General features: G+C 69.9%; 15 protein-coding genes. 8 read left to right on the top strand and 7 right to left on the bottom strand.

The features are described 5' to 3' along the window. Positions 1-39: 39 nt before the first annotated feature. Complete coding sequence (locus IEV96_RS08640) at positions 40-600, top strand: dihydrofolate reductase family protein (protein WP_188510226.1); 561 nt, start codon at positions 40-42, stop codon at positions 598-600. Here IEV96_RS08640 and IEV96_RS08635 read toward each other — a convergent pair whose 3' ends face one another. Continuing rightward, the gene (locus IEV96_RS08635) at positions 601-1,524 is read right to left on the bottom strand and encodes an SDR family NAD(P)-dependent oxidoreductase (protein WP_188510225.1); all 924 of its coding nucleotides are present in this window, start codon (positions 1,522-1,524) and stop codon (positions 601-603) included. It lies immediately after the preceding gene. A gap of 89 nt (positions 1,525-1,613) precedes the next feature. Beyond that, the gene (locus IEV96_RS08630; protein ID WP_188510224.1) at positions 1,614-2,867 is read right to left on the bottom strand and encodes a serine hydrolase domain-containing protein; all 1,254 of its coding nucleotides are present in this window, start codon (positions 2,865-2,867) and stop codon (positions 1,614-1,616) included. A 109-nt stretch (positions 2,868-2,976) separates the two neighbouring features. On the opposite strand from IEV96_RS08630, the gene IEV96_RS08625 reads away from it, so the two are divergent. From IEV96_RS08625 to IEV96_RS08610, 4 genes are read left to right on the top strand one after another with little or no spacing between them, the layout of a single operon-like run. Continuing rightward, a complete protein-coding gene (locus tag IEV96_RS08625; protein ID WP_188510223.1) occupies positions 2,977-3,711 on the top strand; it encodes an ABC transporter ATP-binding protein in 735 nt (244 codons plus the stop codon). Beyond that, positions 3,711-4,535, top strand: a complete 825-nt coding sequence (locus IEV96_RS08620; RefSeq protein WP_188510222.1) for a hypothetical protein — start codon at positions 3,711-3,713, stop codon at positions 4,533-4,535. Before IEV96_RS08625 ends, IEV96_RS08620 begins: the two co-directional genes overlap by 1 nt. A gap of 42 nt (positions 4,536-4,577) precedes the next feature. Beyond that, complete coding sequence (locus IEV96_RS08615; RefSeq protein ID WP_188510221.1) at positions 4,578-5,864, top strand: sensor histidine kinase; 1,287 nt, start codon at positions 4,578-4,580, stop codon at positions 5,862-5,864. Next, positions 5,861-6,520, top strand: coding sequence for a response regulator (locus tag IEV96_RS08610; protein WP_188510220.1), 660 nt, complete (start codon positions 5,861-5,863; stop codon positions 6,518-6,520). Before IEV96_RS08615 ends, IEV96_RS08610 begins: the two co-directional genes overlap by 4 nt. A gap of 57 nt (positions 6,521-6,577) precedes the next feature. On the opposite strand, the gene IEV96_RS08605 is transcribed toward IEV96_RS08610, so the two are convergent. The 3 genes from IEV96_RS08605 to IEV96_RS08595 form a co-directional block, all read right to left on the bottom strand. Next, positions 6,578-7,630, bottom strand: a complete 1,053-nt coding sequence (locus tag IEV96_RS08605; RefSeq protein WP_188510219.1) for a WxL protein peptidoglycan domain-containing protein — start codon at positions 7,628-7,630, stop codon at positions 6,578-6,580. A gap of 85 nt (positions 7,631-7,715) precedes the next feature. Continuing rightward, positions 7,716-9,503 carry a purple acid phosphatase family protein gene (locus tag IEV96_RS08600; protein ID WP_229733156.1) on the bottom strand — a complete coding sequence of 596 codons (1,788 nt, stop codon included), beginning with the start codon at positions 9,501-9,503 and terminating at the stop codon, positions 7,716-7,718. 156 nt (positions 9,504-9,659) lie between these two features. Further along, complete coding sequence (locus tag IEV96_RS08595) at positions 9,660-10,889, bottom strand: HupE/UreJ family protein (protein WP_188510217.1); 1,230 nt, start codon at positions 10,887-10,889, stop codon at positions 9,660-9,662. A gap of 161 nt (positions 10,890-11,050) precedes the next feature. Between IEV96_RS08595 and IEV96_RS08590 the strand changes: the two genes are divergently transcribed. Together IEV96_RS08590 and IEV96_RS08585 are read left to right on the top strand one after the other, a co-directional pair. After that, positions 11,051-11,740, top strand: a complete 690-nt coding sequence (locus IEV96_RS08590) for a type 1 periplasmic-binding domain-containing protein (RefSeq protein ID WP_188510216.1) — start codon at positions 11,051-11,053, stop codon at positions 11,738-11,740. Positions 11,741-11,845: 105 nt separating this feature from the next. Next, a complete protein-coding gene (locus IEV96_RS08585) occupies positions 11,846-12,571 on the top strand; it encodes a hypothetical protein (RefSeq protein WP_188510215.1) in 726 nt (241 codons plus the stop codon). A gap of 28 nt (positions 12,572-12,599) precedes the next feature. Here the strand turns inward: IEV96_RS08585 and IEV96_RS08580 are convergent, their stop codons facing one another. Together IEV96_RS08580 and IEV96_RS08575 are read right to left on the bottom strand one after the other, a co-directional pair. Beyond that, positions 12,600-13,790, bottom strand: coding sequence for a zinc-binding alcohol dehydrogenase family protein (locus IEV96_RS08580; RefSeq protein WP_188510214.1), 1,191 nt, complete (start codon positions 13,788-13,790; stop codon positions 12,600-12,602). Continuing rightward, positions 13,787-14,671, bottom strand: a complete 885-nt coding sequence (locus IEV96_RS08575) for an SDR family oxidoreductase (protein ID WP_188510213.1) — start codon at positions 14,669-14,671, stop codon at positions 13,787-13,789. Before IEV96_RS08575 ends, IEV96_RS08580 begins: the two co-directional genes overlap by 4 nt. A 93-nt stretch (positions 14,672-14,764) precedes the next feature. On the opposite strand from IEV96_RS08575, the gene IEV96_RS08570 reads away from it, so the two are divergent. Then, positions 14,765-15,334 carry a TetR/AcrR family transcriptional regulator gene (locus IEV96_RS08570; RefSeq protein ID WP_188510212.1) on the top strand — a complete coding sequence of 190 codons (570 nt, stop codon included), beginning with the start codon at positions 14,765-14,767 and terminating at the stop codon, positions 15,332-15,334. Positions 15,335-15,350: the final 16 nt, after the last annotated feature.

Raw genomic sequence — 15,350 nt, 5'->3', positions numbered from 1 at the left:
GCATAGTTGATCCGAATCCCGACCGATCGGAGAACAGCCGTGCGCCAGCTCATCGTCACCGAATTCATCAGCCTCGACGGCGTCATCGACTCCCCGGGCAACGGGCCGTACCCGCACGCGGGCTGGACGTTCAAGAACGTGCCGTTCGTCGCGGAGGCTTACGAGATCAAGGGGCGCGAGCAGGTCGAGGCCACCGCCATGCTCATGGGGCGCGTCAGCTACGACGAGTTCGCACCGGTGTGGCCGAGCATGACCGACGAGTTCCCGCAGTACAACGCCATGCCCAAGTACGTCGTCTCGACCACGCTCGAGAACCCCGAATGGAACAACACGAGCGTGCTGCGTTCGATCGACGATGTCGCCGCGTTGAAGCAGGGCGACGGTGGCCCCATCATCGTGCACGGCAGCGCCACCCTCGCCAAGGGTCTCGCGGCCGCGGGCCTGGTCGACCGGTACCACCTGCTGATCTTCCCGCTGCTGCTCGGTGCCGGGCGCCGACTCTTCGACGACACCGCCGATGCGATGCAGAAGCTCGACCTGGTCGAGCACGAGGTCTATTCGAACGGCATTATCAAGGCCGTCTACGACGTGGTGCGCTAGCTAGCGCGCGGCGTCTTCCCGCTTCATCCGCTCGCGTATTCCGCCGTCGACCGTCGTCCCCTCGGGGGTCGGCCGGTGGATCGAGCCCGTGGTGTTGGCCGCCCGCGAGCCACGGTCGACCTCGGCGTCAGCCACTTTCGCCGACAGACGCTCGGTGAGGTCGGGGAAGAGGTGGTGCGACACGTCGGAGGCGCGCGCCTTCGGGCCGACCGGCTCCTCCTCCTTGGGGTTCGTGCAGGCGGCGACGATCGCGTCGACGACGATCGACGGGTCGTCCATAGCGGCCATGCGCGGGGCGTGGCCGGTGTAGTTCGCGGCGTGAGTCCACCACGGGGTGTCGACCGCCCACGGCATGATCGTGCCGACCTTGATCGTGTCGTGCTTGCCGACGAGCCGCAGCTCTTCGTTCAGGGTTCGGCTCAGGCTGAGAACGGCGGCCTTGGAGGCTGCATAGGAGGCCTGGTAGGCGAGCGGCACCTCGCTGTCGACGGATCCGACATTGACCAGCACGCCGCCGCCGACGGCGAGGAAGTGGGTCAGCGCGGCGTGCGCGCCGTAGATGAGGCCGTTCAGGTTGACGTCGACGACCCGCGCGTGGTCCTCGACCGGGATATCCCAGAACAGTCCGAGGGCCCCGATGCCCACGTTGTTGACCCAGACGTCGATGCGCCCAAACCGCTCGATCGCGGTGCTGGCGAGCCGCGCGACGGCAGCCGCGTCGCTCACGTCGGTCGGTACCGCGACGGCGGTGCCGCCCTGGGCCGCGATCTGCGCGACGAACTCGTCGAGCACGTCGCCACGGCGGGCGGCGACCACGACGTTGGCGCCGAGCTCGGCGAGCTTCTGGGCGGCGCCGCGGCCGAATCCGCTGGACGCTCCGGCGACGACGATGGTCTTTCCGGCGAGGTTCTGGTCTTTGCTCATGACCCCATCCTGCGCGCACGAAACCCCGGGAGCAGCCCCTTGCCAGAAGCCGCTCCCGGGGTTTACGCGGTCGTTGCGAAGCGCGACAGCTACTTCGCGCACAGCGCGGTGTCGACCGCCTTCTCCACGTTGCCGATGGTGGCGACGATGGTGTCCTCGTCCGTCGCGAGGGCGCCGGGGAGGGCGGTCACCGCGATGGTCACCGCGCGCCCCGTTTCATCCACGGCGTTGCGCGTCTCGAAACCGGAGACGTCTCCGCCGTGTCCCCACGCGACTCCGCCGCACGACAGCGGGTAGCGGATCAGGCCGAGGCCGTATTCGGCCCCCTCCCACAGTTCGGCGCCTTTCACGGTGGTCTGCATCTCGGCGAGGGTGCCGGGGGTCAGCAGGTCGCCGCCGACGAGCGCCCGCATAAAGCGGTTCACGTCGCTCGGGGAGGCGATGATCTGGCCGGCGGCCCAGGCCCACGACGGGTCCGTCTCGGTGATGTCCTTCAGCTCGCGGTTCGCGTCGTTGTTGTAACCGGTGGGGTGTTCGCCCGGGATCGTCTTGTCGCCGGGAGCCGGGAAGAACGTCTCGTCGAGTCCCAGCGGGTCGATGATGCGCTCCTCGACCTGCTCGGCGAAGGGACGCTCGGTGACCTTCTCGACGATGAGTCCCGCGACGACGTAGTTGGTGTTGCTGTACTCGTACGAGGAGCCGGGCGCGAACGAGGCCGGCATGGCCAGGGCGAGGTCGAGCAGCGACCGCGGCGCGAGGTAGGTGTCGCGGATCGCGAACAGGTCGCCGGCGATCGCCGACGTGTAGTTGGGCAGTCCGCTCGTGTGCTGCAACAGCTGGCGCACGGTGATGAGCGAGCCGTCGATGCCGTCGCCGCGCACGAGGCCCGGCAGGTAGGTCTCGACCGGCTCGTCGAGCGAGACGAGACCCTCGTCGACGAGCTGCAGCACGACCACGGAGGTGTACATCTTCGTGTTGCTGGCGATGCGCACCAGGCCGTCGGCCGGCGGCGGGGTCTTCTCGCCGAGCTCGGAGACGCCCGCGACGTAGTCGGCGACCTCGCCGTCGGCGTCGGTCACGGCGGCGATGGCCCCCGGGAACCCGTCGTCGGCGACGAGCGCGTCGAGGCTCGACTGGACGGCGTCGGAGTGCGCGGCCCCGGAGTGGGAGGCGGCGGCGGGCCTGTCGTCGAAGGGATCGTCCAAGAAGAGGGCGGATGCCACGGACGATGCGACGACGACGACCGCGGCAGCCCCGATGATCAGGTTGCGGCGGGTGTGGGGTTTCTTCGCGGGAGGTGTGGAGGCTGCGGGGGCTTCTGGGGTGACGGGTGTGTTTTCCATGCCCTCCACACTCGTCACCCGGGACGCGCGGCACCCCCGTCCGAAGAACGGTCTCACGACTCGACCTTTGGCGGGGGTGCGCCTGCCCCGTGACATCCACGCTGGGAGCATGACTACAGACGACACACCAGCAATCGCGGCCTACGGGCTGCGCAAGGCCTACGGGCACACGACGGCCGTGGAGGAGGTGAGTTTCAGCGTTCCCCGCGGCCGGGTGCTCGGCCTGCTCGGGCCGAACGGCGCGGGCAAGACCACGTCGATGCGCATGCTGCTCGGCCTCGCGTCGATCGACGGCGGTCGGGCGCACATCCACGGTCGGCCCTACGCCGAACTCGACGAGCCGGCGCGCACCGTCGGCGCCGTGCTCGACGCGGGCGGACTGCACCCGGGTCGCACGGCACGGCAACACCTGCGCATAGCCGCATCGATGGCGGGCGTGGATGACACGGGGGTGCAGCCCCTGCTCGACGACACGGGTCTCACGGCGGCGGCCGACCGGCCGATCCGCACCTACTCCCTGGGCATGCGGCAGCGGGTCGCGCTCGCGACCGCGCTGCTCGGCGACCCGAATGTGCTCGTGCTCGACGAGCCCGCCAACGGTCTCGACCCGGCCGGCACCCGTTGGCTGCGTGACCTCGTGCACGCCTTCGCCGCACGCGGCGGCGCCGTGCTGCTCTCGTCACACATCCTCGCCGAGGTGGCGCACGTCGCGCACGACGTCGTAGTCATCGACCACGGCCGTGTCGTCGGCGGAGGACGCGTCGACGAGCTGACCGACGAGCACGGGGGCGACCTCGAGTCGTTCTACCTGCGGCTCACCGGCGAGAACGCGGGGGTGATCTGATGGTGCACGCGGAACTGCTGAAACTGCGCACCGTCGCCTCCACGTGGGTCGCGCTCGCCGTCGCGGCGGGCGGGCTGCTCGTCACCCAGGTGCTCAATGTGACACTGTTGCCCGCCCTAGCCAGCGGAGCGGTGCTCGGCGACGAACCCGCCGTGCGCGACGAGCTCGGTGCGATCGACACGGGGGCGGCGGCCTTCCAATACGCTGCGCTCAACGTGTTCGGCACGGGTGGTGCGTCCGGCTCGATCGGGATCGCGACCATCGCGGTGCTCGCGCTCGGCGTGCTGGCCGGCACGACCGACTACCGTCACGGCGGCATCGTCGGCACGGCGCTGGCCTGCCCGCGTCGCGGTGGAATCCTCGCCGGAAAGGTCGGCGCGACCGCCGTTGCGGCGGCCGTGCTCGGGATCGCGCTCGCCGTGATCGCGCTCGCCGTACTGCTCGGCTCGGCGCTGACCGGCGGCGGACTCGCTCTGAGCCCGCTCGACGTGGCGAGCGCCCTCGGTCGCGGTGTCGTGGTGGTCGTGTTGCTCGCACTCCTGGGGCTCGCGATCGGCGTGCTCGTGCGCAGCCAGCTCGCCGCGTTCATCACGATCGCCGCCCTGCTGCTCGCCGAGCCGATCCTGCAGGGGCTGGTGCAGCTCGTCACCGGCGGCCTGCCCGTCTGGGCGCAGCTGCTGCCCGTGTCGCTCGCGCGCTCGGGGCTCGCCGATCCGGCTGCCGACTCGGGCCTGGCCCCGGCGGTAGCGCTCGGGGTGCTGGCCGCGCTGACCGCCGCCGTGCTCGCCGCCGCGGGTGTCGCCCTGCGTCGGCGCGACCTGTGACCGCGGACGGGTCTGCGGGCTGCCGACGTGCAGAATGAAGGCATGAAACAGCGTGCGAACACGAACACCGCCGCGCGCCAGGACCGGCCGACCAGCCTGTCCTGGCGCGTGACGCCGGTGGTCCTCGTCGCCGTCCTGGGCGTCGGGCTCACTCTGGTCGACGCCTACCTGCGAACGGATGCGGCCAGCGGACTGGTGGGCGGCGAGTCGCTGCCCGATTCGCCGGCCACGCTCACGGTGGTTCTCGTGCTCGCGCAGGCCGCGGCCCTCTGGCTGCGGTACCGCCGGCCCATCGCCGTGCTCGTCGCCGTGAGCGCCGTCGACGTCGTGCTGCTCGCTCTCTCGTCGGGCACCCTGAGTGTGGGGTCGGTCGCCGTCTCGTTTGCCGCGTACTCGGTGTTCCGGTGGCGTTCGGGCGCATCCGTCTATCTCGCGACGGGTCTCGCCGCACTCGTCTCGACCCTCGTCGCGTGGGCCTTCCACGAGCCCGACGCGAGCACCCCCGCCGGGTGGGAGCTGCCGTTCGCCGCGCTACGCTCGGGCATCGTCTACCTCGTGCCCGCGCTCATCGCGGAGCTCGTCGCGTCGCGGGCGCGGGCCATGGTCGTGCTGCGCGAACGGGCCGAACTCGCGGAACGCGAGCGGGAGCGGAGCGCGGCAGACGCCGTACAGCGCGAGCGGGCGCTGATGGCGCGGGAGCTGCACGACATCGCCGCGCACCACCTCTCGGGCATCATCGTCGGGGCGCAGGCGGCCGGGGCACTCGTCGCGGCCGAGCCGGAGCGGGCGCGGGAGTACATCCGCACGGTCGCGCGCGACGCCCAGCTCACGCTCGCGAACCTGCGCCAGACGGTGGGGCTGCTGCGGTCGGACGACCGAGGCGAGCTCGCCCCGGCACCGTCGATCGCGCAGATTCCCGATCTTCTCGAGTCGCTGCGGGCGAGCGGCATGGAGATCGCCGAGGAGTGGCTCGGTGATCCGGTCGCGCTCGGGCCGGTGGCCGAGACCGCCGCGTACCGCATGGTGCAGGAGTCGCTCGCGAACGCCAGACAGCACGCGCCCGGTGCCGCGTGCACGGTGCGCGTGGAAGTCACGCCGACCGCCACCGAGATCAGCGTGACGAACGCCCGGCCGGTGTCGCGTGTCGAATCTCCCGCGCTCGGCGGGCACGGACTGATCGGGATGCGGGAGCGTGCCGCGCTCACCGGCGCACGACTGGACACCGGACCCACGCCCGACGGCGGCTGGCGTAACGAGCTGACGCTGCCCATGCCCGACCCGAACGACGACCCGAGAGACGACCCGAACAGCGAAACGAGAGACGAATGATCAGAGTGCTCGTGGCCGACGACCAGGCGATCGTGCGAGCCGGCTTCACGGTGATCGTGGAAGCGGCCGGCGACATCGAGGTCGTGGGCGAGGCGAAGGACGGATACGAGGCGGTCGAGCTCGCGTTGAAGTTGCGGCCCGACGTGGTCTGCATGGACATCCGGATGCCCGGACGTGACGGCATCGAGGCCACCCGCCTCATCTCGGCCGACCCCGACGGGCACATCCCCGTGCTGGTGGTCACGACCTTCGACCTCGACGACTACGTGTTCGGCGCGCTCGAGGCGGGGGCCGCCGGCTTCCTGCTCAAGGGCGCGGACGAGGGGACGCTCGTCGACGCGATCCGCTCCGTGGCGGCGGGGGAGGGCACCCTCGACCAGAAGATCACGCGGCGGGTGCTGTCCGAATTCGCCGGTCGCCGTTCGGCCCCCGAGCGCACAGCCGGCACCGTCGCCGAGACGCTCACCAGCCGGGAGCGCGACATCCTGCGCCTGCTCAGCGAGGGGCTCTCCAATCAGGAGATGGCGCAGCGGCTGTTCATCGAACCGTCGACCGTGAAGTACCACGTCGCCGGACTGCTGGCGAAGATCGGCGCCCGCGACCGGTTGCAGGCGGTCGTCTGGGCGTTCCGGCACGGGCTCGACGCGGCGGCCTGAGAGCCCCTGGCTCGACGCGGCCGCCTGACGGCCCCTGGCCGGCGGCCAAACTTCCGGCTAGACCAGTTCCGTCTCGCGCTCGGCGAGGGCGCGCTGCACGGCCTCGTCGACCCGCGCGTCTTCGAGACGCTTGCGGTTACGCCGACGGCGACGCACGATCAGCACCGTCGCGACCACGATCGCGGCGACGAGCAGCAGCAGGACGAGAAGCGCCCACGGCACCGCCCAGGTCGTCGCGGTCGACTCGACGGGCGCGATCGCGGGGTCGGCCTCGTCGCTGCTCGCGGACTGGAGCGTCACCACGGTCTTCGCCGACAGCAAGAACGTCGGGATGACCCCGGCGATGCGCGTCGTGACCTTCCACGATTCGCCCGGCAGCAGCTCGGGCACGGCCTTCATCTTCAGTGCGTCGGCGGGCAGCATGCCGAACGGTCCGGTGACCGTGACCTTCTGGCCTGCGGTCAGCCGGGCGTTGCCGGTGTTCTCGAGCGTGTAGGTGACGGTGGCGTCGCCCGCCGCGAACGGGTTGGCAGAACCCGTGTAGTCGACGCGCATGTCGGCGACGGTGAGGGCGGGGGCGAGCTCGCCGCCCACGCGCAGGTGGATCCGGATGCCGAGGCGGCGGTCGACGCTGAGGCCCTGTTCCTGAGACGGCTGGCCGAGCGAGGTGATGACGGCGCCGGCGTAGTCGCCGGGGGTCGCGTTGTCGGGCACGTTGACCGTGAAGGGGACCTCGACGGATTCGCCGGCGGGAACCGTGACCGAGTCCGCCGTGAAGTCGATCCACGCGCCGAGGGCCACCGACTCGGTGTCCTGCGTCACGACGTCGAGCTGGCCGGCTTCGGTGGTGAAGCCGTCCGCACCGTACAGCGCGAGGTCGAGGGGCACGGCGTCGTGGTTCGAGACGACGAGCGCGTCGGTGACGGCCGCGCCGGGGTCGATCTCGTAGCCGAAGTTCTGACGATCGGTGCCCTGGTCGTTGGCGGCGGTCCGCACGCCCCAGCTCACATCCCCCGCGTCGGCCGATGCCGGTGAGACTGCGGCGAGGGTGCCGACCGTGGCGAGAATCGCGACGAGTGCGGCGTGCGTGAGAGTGGTGGAGCGGCGCATCAGGGTTTCCTTGGGGGATCGTGGGGTGGAGCGGTGATCGGGGTGGGCGTCTCGCGACGCCCACCCCGATCGTTGGTACAGCTGTCTAGCTCAGTGCGGTGAGGGTGACGGTCGCCTTGTAGGTGCCGTCGGTCGCGTCCATCGGAATCTGGAGGTCGAGACCGGCACCCAGCTTCGCCGAGCCGCGGGCGTGGCCGGTGGCCGCGCTACCGAGGGTCGACGAGACCGAGAGTCCGTTTCCGCCTTCGAAGCCCGACTCGACCTTGGCGCCGGCTACTGCTCCGCCGCCCGCCTCGACCACGGTGGGGGTCCAGCCGAGGTACTTGCCCGAGAACGACGTGGAGCCCGAGGTGAAGTCGCTGACCTGAGCGGAGATCGACCACTCCGGTCCGGCGACGCGGGTGTCCGTGACGCGGATCGGGTTGAGCGTTCCGACGGCGGCGTAGTGGTCGCCGCTCTCGGTCGCGGTGCCGAGGTCGACGAGCGCGTTCGTTCCGTCGATGCTCCAGCCGAACTCGCCGGCGTCGGCCTTGGGCACGGTGACCTGCAGCTCCTGCGTGTCGGTCTCGGGCGCCTTGTTGATCGTGACCTGGTCGACGAGGCTGTTGACGGCCATCGCGCCGTTTGCCTGGCTGCGCAGCGTCTTGATGTTGATCGCGTCGTCGGTTACCTCGAGAGCGGTGTAGTTGCGCACCTGCTCCTGGTTCTGAACCGACAGCCACCAGAACTCGGGCTTGTTCTGCAGCCCGTAGTACTTCGAGCCGCTCGACGAGTTCGCGGTGACGTAGAGCACGCCGCCGGGGCCGGGAACGACCGAGTCAGCGCCGGCGACCTCGGCCGCGTCGGCCTTCTGGCCGTTGCGGATCAGGTACGAACGCGCGTAGGCGTGGTCGTGGCCCTGGAGGACGACGTCGATACCGAGGTTCGAGATCGTGGTCGGCAGGTTGTTGCGGCGGTCGACTGCGTCGGTGTCGGTGGCGTGCACCGCGGGCGAGTAGATCGAGTGGTGGAAGGCGAGCATCGACCACTTGGCTTCCGCACCGTGCGCGGCCACGACATCCGTCATCCACTTGATGTGCGAGGTGAAGTCGCGGCTGTTCGAGTTGATGTTCATGAACAGCACATCCTTGTGGATGAACCAGTAGTCGCCGCCCGAGCCGGTGGCCGAACCCGCGCCTGCGGTGCGGTCGACGTTCGGGGTGTTGAAGTGCTGCTCGTAGGCCTTGGATCCCACGTCGTGGTTTCCGTTGGTGGCGACGAACGGGATCTGGCGCAGCTGGTTCGGGCTGAGGAACGCCTCGTACTGCGGCTCGCTGTTGGCCGACTCGACCTGGTCGCCGGCGGAGAACAGCATTTCGGCGTCCGGGTAGGCCGACGTGGCGACGTTCAGCGTGTCCGCCCAGCCGGCGGTGTCGTTGGCCACGTTTCCGGACGAACCGATCTGCGGGTCACCGAAGAACAGGAAGTTGAAGTCGCCATCGAAGTCCTGCGTGCGGAACTTGCTCGTTGCCGACCAGTTGCCTTCGGAGCCGACGCGGTAGACGTAGTCGGTGTTCTCCTTGAGGCCGGTGACCGTCACGAAGCGGTTGTACTCGTTGCTCGTCGTGAGACCGCCGGTCGCGGTGAAGCTCGTGGCCGTTGCGGGGAAGACACCGTCGACGACCTTGGAGGCGAGGGACACCTGTGCGACCTGCGCGGTGTCGGTCGACGAGTACCACGCGAGGTTGCGCTGCGAGTCGTCGGAGCCCACGCCGAGCACGATGTCGGTGAGGGTGGTGGAGTCGGCCGCGTTGGCCGCGACAGCGCCACCGCTGAACACGACGGTGAGGCTGATGATTGCTGCCGCGCAGCGGACCGATGCGCGTTTGTGCACGGGCTTTACTCCGCGCGGTTTGCCGTTAATCGACATGTAGGTTCCAGTGCCTTTCAGAATGTGGATGCGCGAGTGCGCTTACCCACATTCGGGGGGTCCCATGAATCGCTGGTGAACGGAGGGCGCTATAGCCATGTCCGCAGCCAATACCTTTTGCTACCCGAGTCCCAGGATGCGTTCGACGAACCAGATCAGGCCCATCACGGTCACGACGGCGGCGATCGCGATGCCGGTCCAGAGGCCCACGCGCGGCGCACGACGGCGCAGGATCGTCAGCACCGGGAAGATGATCGCGATCAGGCCGAGTTGCACGACCTCGATGCCGACGTTGAAGACGAGCAGCGACCAAAGCAGGGTCCACGACCACGCCTCCTGGATCCCGAGCGCACCGGCGAAGCCGAGGCCGTGCATCAGCCCGAAGGCGAAGACGACCACGAGCCGCGTCCAGTCGCTGCGGTCGAGGCCGAAGCGACCCCCGGTGCGCGTCGTTTCGAACGTGGCGGAGTACGGGCGTCGGCGCCACGTGCCCCAGAGGTACCAGCCGGCGACGATCGCGATCGAGAGGGCGATGAGCGGTTCGACCACGGCAGCAGGCACGTTCACCACTCCGAGGGCGGCGAGGAGGAACGTCACCGAGTGCGCCACGGTGAAGGTCGTGGCGGCAAGCACGACGTCGCGCAGGCGGCGCGACCCGACGATGAGCGCGAGCAGGAAGAGGATGTGGTCGAGCCCGCCGAGGAGGTGCTCGGCGCCGAGCAGGAAGAACTCGGCGAAGCGGTCGGTCCACGCCTGTTCGGTGGAGAACGTCGGGTTCTGGGCGTCGAGGGCCGCGCTGCCGGCCTCGCCGTCGATGTCGTAGTCGACGATCGTCTTGGTATCGGTGACGTAGCCCTCGGAGTCGGGGAAGAGGGCGCTGTCGAACTCGTACGCCGCGGACTCGCCCTCTGTCTCCGCGCAGTCCTGGTCGAGCACCATGGTCGCGTAGGGCACGTCGTCGCGGATGTGCACGGTGATGTCGCCGACGAGCGATGCGGTGCAGCTCGCGCCGTCTGCGGCGACGGTGAAGCGCTTGGTGGCGTAGTCGACGACGGTCTCGGCGTGCGCGTTCATCGCGACCGCTTCGTCGCCGGTCTCGAAGAGGTCCATGCCCTCCTGGAACAGGTCGTCGTCGTTCTCGTTCTCGGCGGCCGACACCACGAGCAGGTCGTACTCGAGGTCGAGGGTCGTACGGAGCGCGCCGTCCCCGCGGGAGGTACTGACGTCGACGTACGCCGTCGACGAGAATCCGTGGGCGGACGCTGGGGCAGCTGCTACCGCGGTGGCGGCGAGGGCGAGCAAGAGGGCGATCACCGTGGAGATACGGCGGCGGGGGCGAGCGAGGTGCATGGAGATCCTTCGGTTGACTCCGGTAACCTGCCCCACCGCGGTGAACGCGGCGCTTACGCCGCACAAACCCCGGGCAAACGCCGCGATCGTTCGTCTCCCGTTCACCACGCGGGTCCGAACCGGATACCTGCCGCCAGCGCACGGCTGTCAGGCTTTCGCGGATGATCTCATTCACCCGTACCGCGGTCGCAGCGGCAGCCGGCGTCGTCGTACTCGCGGTCGCATTGGCCGGATGCAGCGTGGCGGACACGAACCCGGCGGAGTCGTCCGCCGCCGATCGCACGGCGGACGTGCCGCCGCTCGGCGCGGGCTACCTCGGGAGCAACCCCTCGCCCTCGCCCGAGGCGACCGTCTCGCCAGAGCGCGGATCGTGGGACGGCGTCGTGCCGCCGGAGGGTTACCGCGTCGTGTTGATAACCGCGGGAGACGACGCCCAGACGACCACGGTCGCGTCCGCCGTCGAGCGCTGGGCCGCGGCGGGGTCGATCGACCTCGCGGTCTTGAGCGCCGCGCACGACGACGAGGTCGAGGAGCACATCGAGGCGGCCGTCGACCTGCGGCCGGACCTGGTGATCGGGGCGGGAGACGACGTGGTCGACGTCTTCACCCTGCTCACGCCCCAGCACCTCGCGCAGCCGTTCCTGATGATCGGCGTCGAGCTGCCGGAGCCGACCGAGAACGTCAGTTCCGTGATCTGGCCGGGGGCGGCCTACCGGGGGTCGAGCGTCGGGACCTCCGGCGACATCGACCCGGCGAGCTTCACCCCGGAGCGCGCCGACGAGGCGGTCAGGGCGGGTGTGGCCGGCGTGCTGCACGGGCTGACCGGCATCGTGCTGAGCCTGCCGCAGTAACCGCTCCGCGCGCGCGGCCGGCCGATTCTCAGGCTTTTGCCAAGGTCGGCTGCAATGGTGGGAAGTGACTTGAGCCGGATCATCCGAGTTCGTCCCCCCCCCACTATGACCTCTCCCACTCCCAGTTATCGCGCCGTGCGCGCGTCGCCCCTGGCCCTCGGCAACGGCCGCGGACTGCGGACCCTGCTCGCCCTAGCGGCATCAGCGGTCGTGCTCGCCACGTGCGCCGCCTCGGTGCTGGCGTTCCCGCCTGCCTCCCGAGCCGACGACGTTCGTGCCGCCGATGTACGTGCCGCGCAAGCGTTGGCGAACCTCGACAAGTACGTCGCCGAGAATGCCCAGACGATCGAGGTTCCGGCGGACGCGACCGTGGTGCACGCGTCGCGCGATGCGTTCACGGTCACCTCGGGGCACGCCATGTACGCGGCCGGCGGCACCAACCACGACTGGGCGAAGCTCGTGCTGCTCTACGCGAAGTTCCCCGTCACCGACAGCAACGTCGCCGTCTTCACCCGCTGGATGCGCCAGGAGAACGGCACCGACGACTGGTGGAACCGCAACAATCCGCTGAACAACGGCTGGGGTTCCGGCGGGGGATCGGGACTCGGCAGCTACGCCAACCTCGACATCGCGGCCCAGAACGCGGCCAAAGCCCTGCACGGAAATCCCGGCTACGCCGCGATCGTCGCCGGGTTCGAGTCATCCGCCCCGACCGCCCAGATCGAACAGGCCATCTGGGCTTCGCCCTGGGCGACCAGCCACTACGCGAACGGCGCCCACTGGTCGCAGGCCCCGGTCGACGTCGTGAAGTCGCCGGGCGGCACCTGGTAGGTCGCTGCCCCGGGCGCCGCGCGCCCGGTTACAGCGTCACCACCACCTTGCGCGCCGAGACTCCTGCGCGCTGCGTGTCCAGAGCGAGTTGCACCGCGTCGAGGCCGTGACCGACGACGACGGCCTCGGGCGCCGCAACGAAACGGCCTTCGGCGAGGGCCGACGGTAGGAACGACTCGTAAACGAGGGTGCTCACCTCGTCGTTCTTCAGCGAGCTGCCCCAGATGGTCGACGTGCGGATGCCCCGCAGCCGCGTTTTCAGCAGCAGAGCAGCGGTGGATGATCCGATCCGCAGCATCACGCGGGCGAGTCGCGCCGTGCGTCCGCGACCGTTGCCCACCGCGTCGAACGATGCCGGAGTGCTGGCCAAGGCGATGAACCGGTTACCCTCGCAGGCGCCGACGACCTCGACGCACCGCTCGGACGAGCCGGTGCCCACGGCGATCGCACCGGCCAGCGTTTTGCCGTCGAACGCCGCGATGACGTCGGCGACCGCGGTCGGACTCGTGTAGTCGACGACCCGGGTGGCGCCGAGCCCCACGACGTAGTCGAAGTTGCGCGGCGACGCGGTCGTGATCACCTCGTAGCCGGCGGCGACCGCGAGCTGGATGGCGTTGGCGCCCACGCTCGTCGAGCCGCCCCAGACGAGCAGGGTCGTGCCTGTCGGCACCGGGTTCGCCGAGGGGTGGTCGAGCGCGAGCTGGTTCTTCTGGAATAGCCCGCACGCCGCGGTCGACAGGGCGAGCGGCAGCACCGATGCCTGCGCGAACGACAGGTCGTCGGGGATCGGCGACGCCAGTCGCTCGCGCACGACCGAGTACGACTGGAAGGCGCCGGCCGCCGAGGTGTTCTCGTCCTTGTCGGTTCCGGTGGCGAAGCCGAGCACCCGGTCGCCCACGGCGAAGCGGGTGACGGCCGCACCGACCTCGACGACCTGCCCCGCGACATCCGACCCCACGACGAAGGGGTACCTGATCCACGGGTAGATGATGTTGCCGACCTCCTGGAGAATCCAGTCGAGCGGGTTGATGGCGACGGCGTGGTTTCGCACCACGATCTCGTCGGGGCCCGGCCGGGTGTACGGCGCGGGACCGACCGCGAGACGGGCGTGTTTCGGGCCGAGCCAGGCGGCGGTGTTGGTCGGCGGTGTCGCGGCGGTGTGCTCGGACGCGGCAGTGATGGTGTGGTCGTCGGCCGGGGTCACGTAGTCGGGGGTCATGCGAAGTACGCGCCGCTCGCGAGGTCGTCGGCGAGGCTCGGGCCGGTCGGGGTCCAGCCCGTGCGCTGCTGGGTGAGTGCGCTCGACGACGGCAGGTCCATGCCGAAGAATCCGCCGATCCAGCCGAAGTGGGTCGCTGCTTCGTCGGCGGGAATCGACACCACGGGCAGGTCGAGGCCCCGCCCGATGGCTTCGGCGATCGTGCGGGTCGGCACTCCCTCTTCGCCCACGGCGTGCAGCACCGAGCCGGGTGCCGCCGATTCGAGCGCGAGGCGCACTAGACGTGCCGCGTCGGAGCGGTGCACGGCCGGCCAGCGGTTGGCGCCGTCGCCGACGTAGCCCGAGACGCCGGTCGTGCGGGCGATGTCGACGAGAACGGACACGAAGCCGTGGTCGCCCTGCCCGTGCACGGTGGGGGCGAACCGGACGCTGACCGAACGCACGCCGTGATCGGCAAACGCGAGGGCGAGGTTCTCGCTGCCGCCGCGGGGTGAATCGAGGCCGTGCGACGGGTTCACGTCGTTCTCGGTGGAGACGCGTCCCATGACGAGCCCGGCGACGCCGGCCGCGACCAGGAATGGCCGGTCGGAACCGACCAGCGCGTCGCCCAGCGTCTGCACCGCGTTGCGTTCGGCCAGGTTGGAGGCCGCGGGGTTGGCGAAGTCGTGCTTGTTAGCGAGGTGCACCACCGCGTCGGCGGATGCGGCGCCGGCGCGCAGGCTGTCGAGATCGCCGCGCTGCACGGAGGCGCCTTTCGCCTCGAGGGAGTGGGCGGATGATTCGGACCGTGCGAGTCCCACGACCCCGTGTCCGGCGGCGAGCAATTCGTCGACCACTGCAGATCCGATCCAGCCGGAGGCTCCGGTAACAAATACGCGCATGACTGCTCCTTCGATTGATGTCAGATGCTGACATCGACCATACACGTCATGTCAGAGCCTGTCATCACTGTGCTTTTTCGTTAGGATGAGCGCATGGGTAGATGGGAGCCGGGCGCACGCGAGCGCCTTCAGGGAGCGGCACTCTCGCTGTACTCGGGCAAGGGATTCGAGGTGACCACGGTCGCCGAGATCGCTCAGGTCGCTGGGCTGACGGAGCGGACCTTCTACCGGTATTTCGCGGACAAGCGCGAGGTGTTGTTCGCCATCTACGACGAGTTCACGCGGCCGTTCCTCGACGGCATCGAGGGCGCGCCTCAGGGTGCTCGGCCGATGGAGATCATGGCGGCGGCGGTCGCGACGGCCTCCGAGTTCTTCACCGTCGACCGGCAGCCCTACTCGCGAACGCGGCAGAGCGTGATCATGGCCAACCCCGAGCTGCACGAGCGGGAGTTGCTCAAGTTGGCGTCGTTGGCGGCGACTCTCGCGACGGCCCTGCGCGAGCGCGGGGTGAAGCAGACGGCCGCCACGCTCGCGGCGGAGATGGGTGTGACCGTCTACCGGGTGTCGTTCGAGCTGTGGATCGCGGACGGCGAGACCAGGCCGATGGCGGAGATTGCGAGCGGGGTGTTCGCCGAGCTCGGTGTGCTGACGGGGCCCGCCTAGGCGGTCGGTGTCGGGT

Origin of the sequence: Conyzicola nivalis, assembly GCF_014639655.1 — a bacterium.
Lineage (GTDB): Bacteria > Actinomycetota > Actinomycetes > Actinomycetales > Microbacteriaceae > Conyzicola > Conyzicola nivalis.
The sequence above is the reverse complement of the archived record's forward strand: the minus strand, read 5'-3'. Positions and strand labels throughout refer to the sequence as shown.

Excerpts from the sequence above, each read along its gene's own strand:
- IEV96_RS08635 (WP_188510225.1), bottom strand. The coding sequence starts at position 1,524 with ATGAGCAAAGACCAGAACCTCGCCGGAAAGACCATCGTCGTCGCCGGA.
- IEV96_RS08610 (WP_188510220.1), top strand. The coding sequence starts at position 5,861 with ATGATCAGAGTGCTCGTGGCCGACGACCAGGCGATCGTGCGAGCCGGC.
- IEV96_RS08590 (WP_188510216.1), top strand. The coding sequence starts at position 11,051 with ATGATCTCATTCACCCGTACCGCGGTCGCAGCGGCAGCCGGCGTCGTC.
- IEV96_RS08615 (WP_188510221.1), top strand. The coding sequence starts at position 4,578 with ATGAAACAGCGTGCGAACACGAACACCGCCGCGCGCCAGGACCGGCCG.
- IEV96_RS08585 (WP_188510215.1), top strand. The coding sequence starts at position 11,846 with ATGACCTCTCCCACTCCCAGTTATCGCGCCGTGCGCGCGTCGCCCCTG.
- IEV96_RS08605 (WP_188510219.1), bottom strand. The coding sequence starts at position 7,630 with ATGCGCCGCTCCACCACTCTCACGCACGCCGCACTCGTCGCGATTCTC.
- IEV96_RS08630 (WP_188510224.1), bottom strand. The coding sequence starts at position 2,867 with ATGGAAAACACACCCGTCACCCCAGAAGCCCCCGCAGCCTCCACACCT.
- IEV96_RS08595 (WP_188510217.1), bottom strand. The coding sequence starts at position 10,889 with ATGCACCTCGCTCGCCCCCGCCGCCGTATCTCCACGGTGATCGCCCTC.
- IEV96_RS08620 (WP_188510222.1), top strand. The coding sequence starts at position 3,711 with ATGGTGCACGCGGAACTGCTGAAACTGCGCACCGTCGCCTCCACGTGG.
- IEV96_RS08570 (WP_188510212.1), top strand. The coding sequence starts at position 14,765 with ATGGGTAGATGGGAGCCGGGCGCACGCGAGCGCCTTCAGGGAGCGGCA.
- IEV96_RS08575 (WP_188510213.1), bottom strand. The coding sequence starts at position 14,671 with ATGCGCGTATTTGTTACCGGAGCCTCCGGCTGGATCGGATCTGCAGTG.
- IEV96_RS08580 (WP_188510214.1), bottom strand. The coding sequence starts at position 13,790 with ATGACCCCCGACTACGTGACCCCGGCCGACGACCACACCATCACTGCC.
- IEV96_RS08625 (WP_188510223.1), top strand. The coding sequence starts at position 2,977 with ATGACTACAGACGACACACCAGCAATCGCGGCCTACGGGCTGCGCAAG.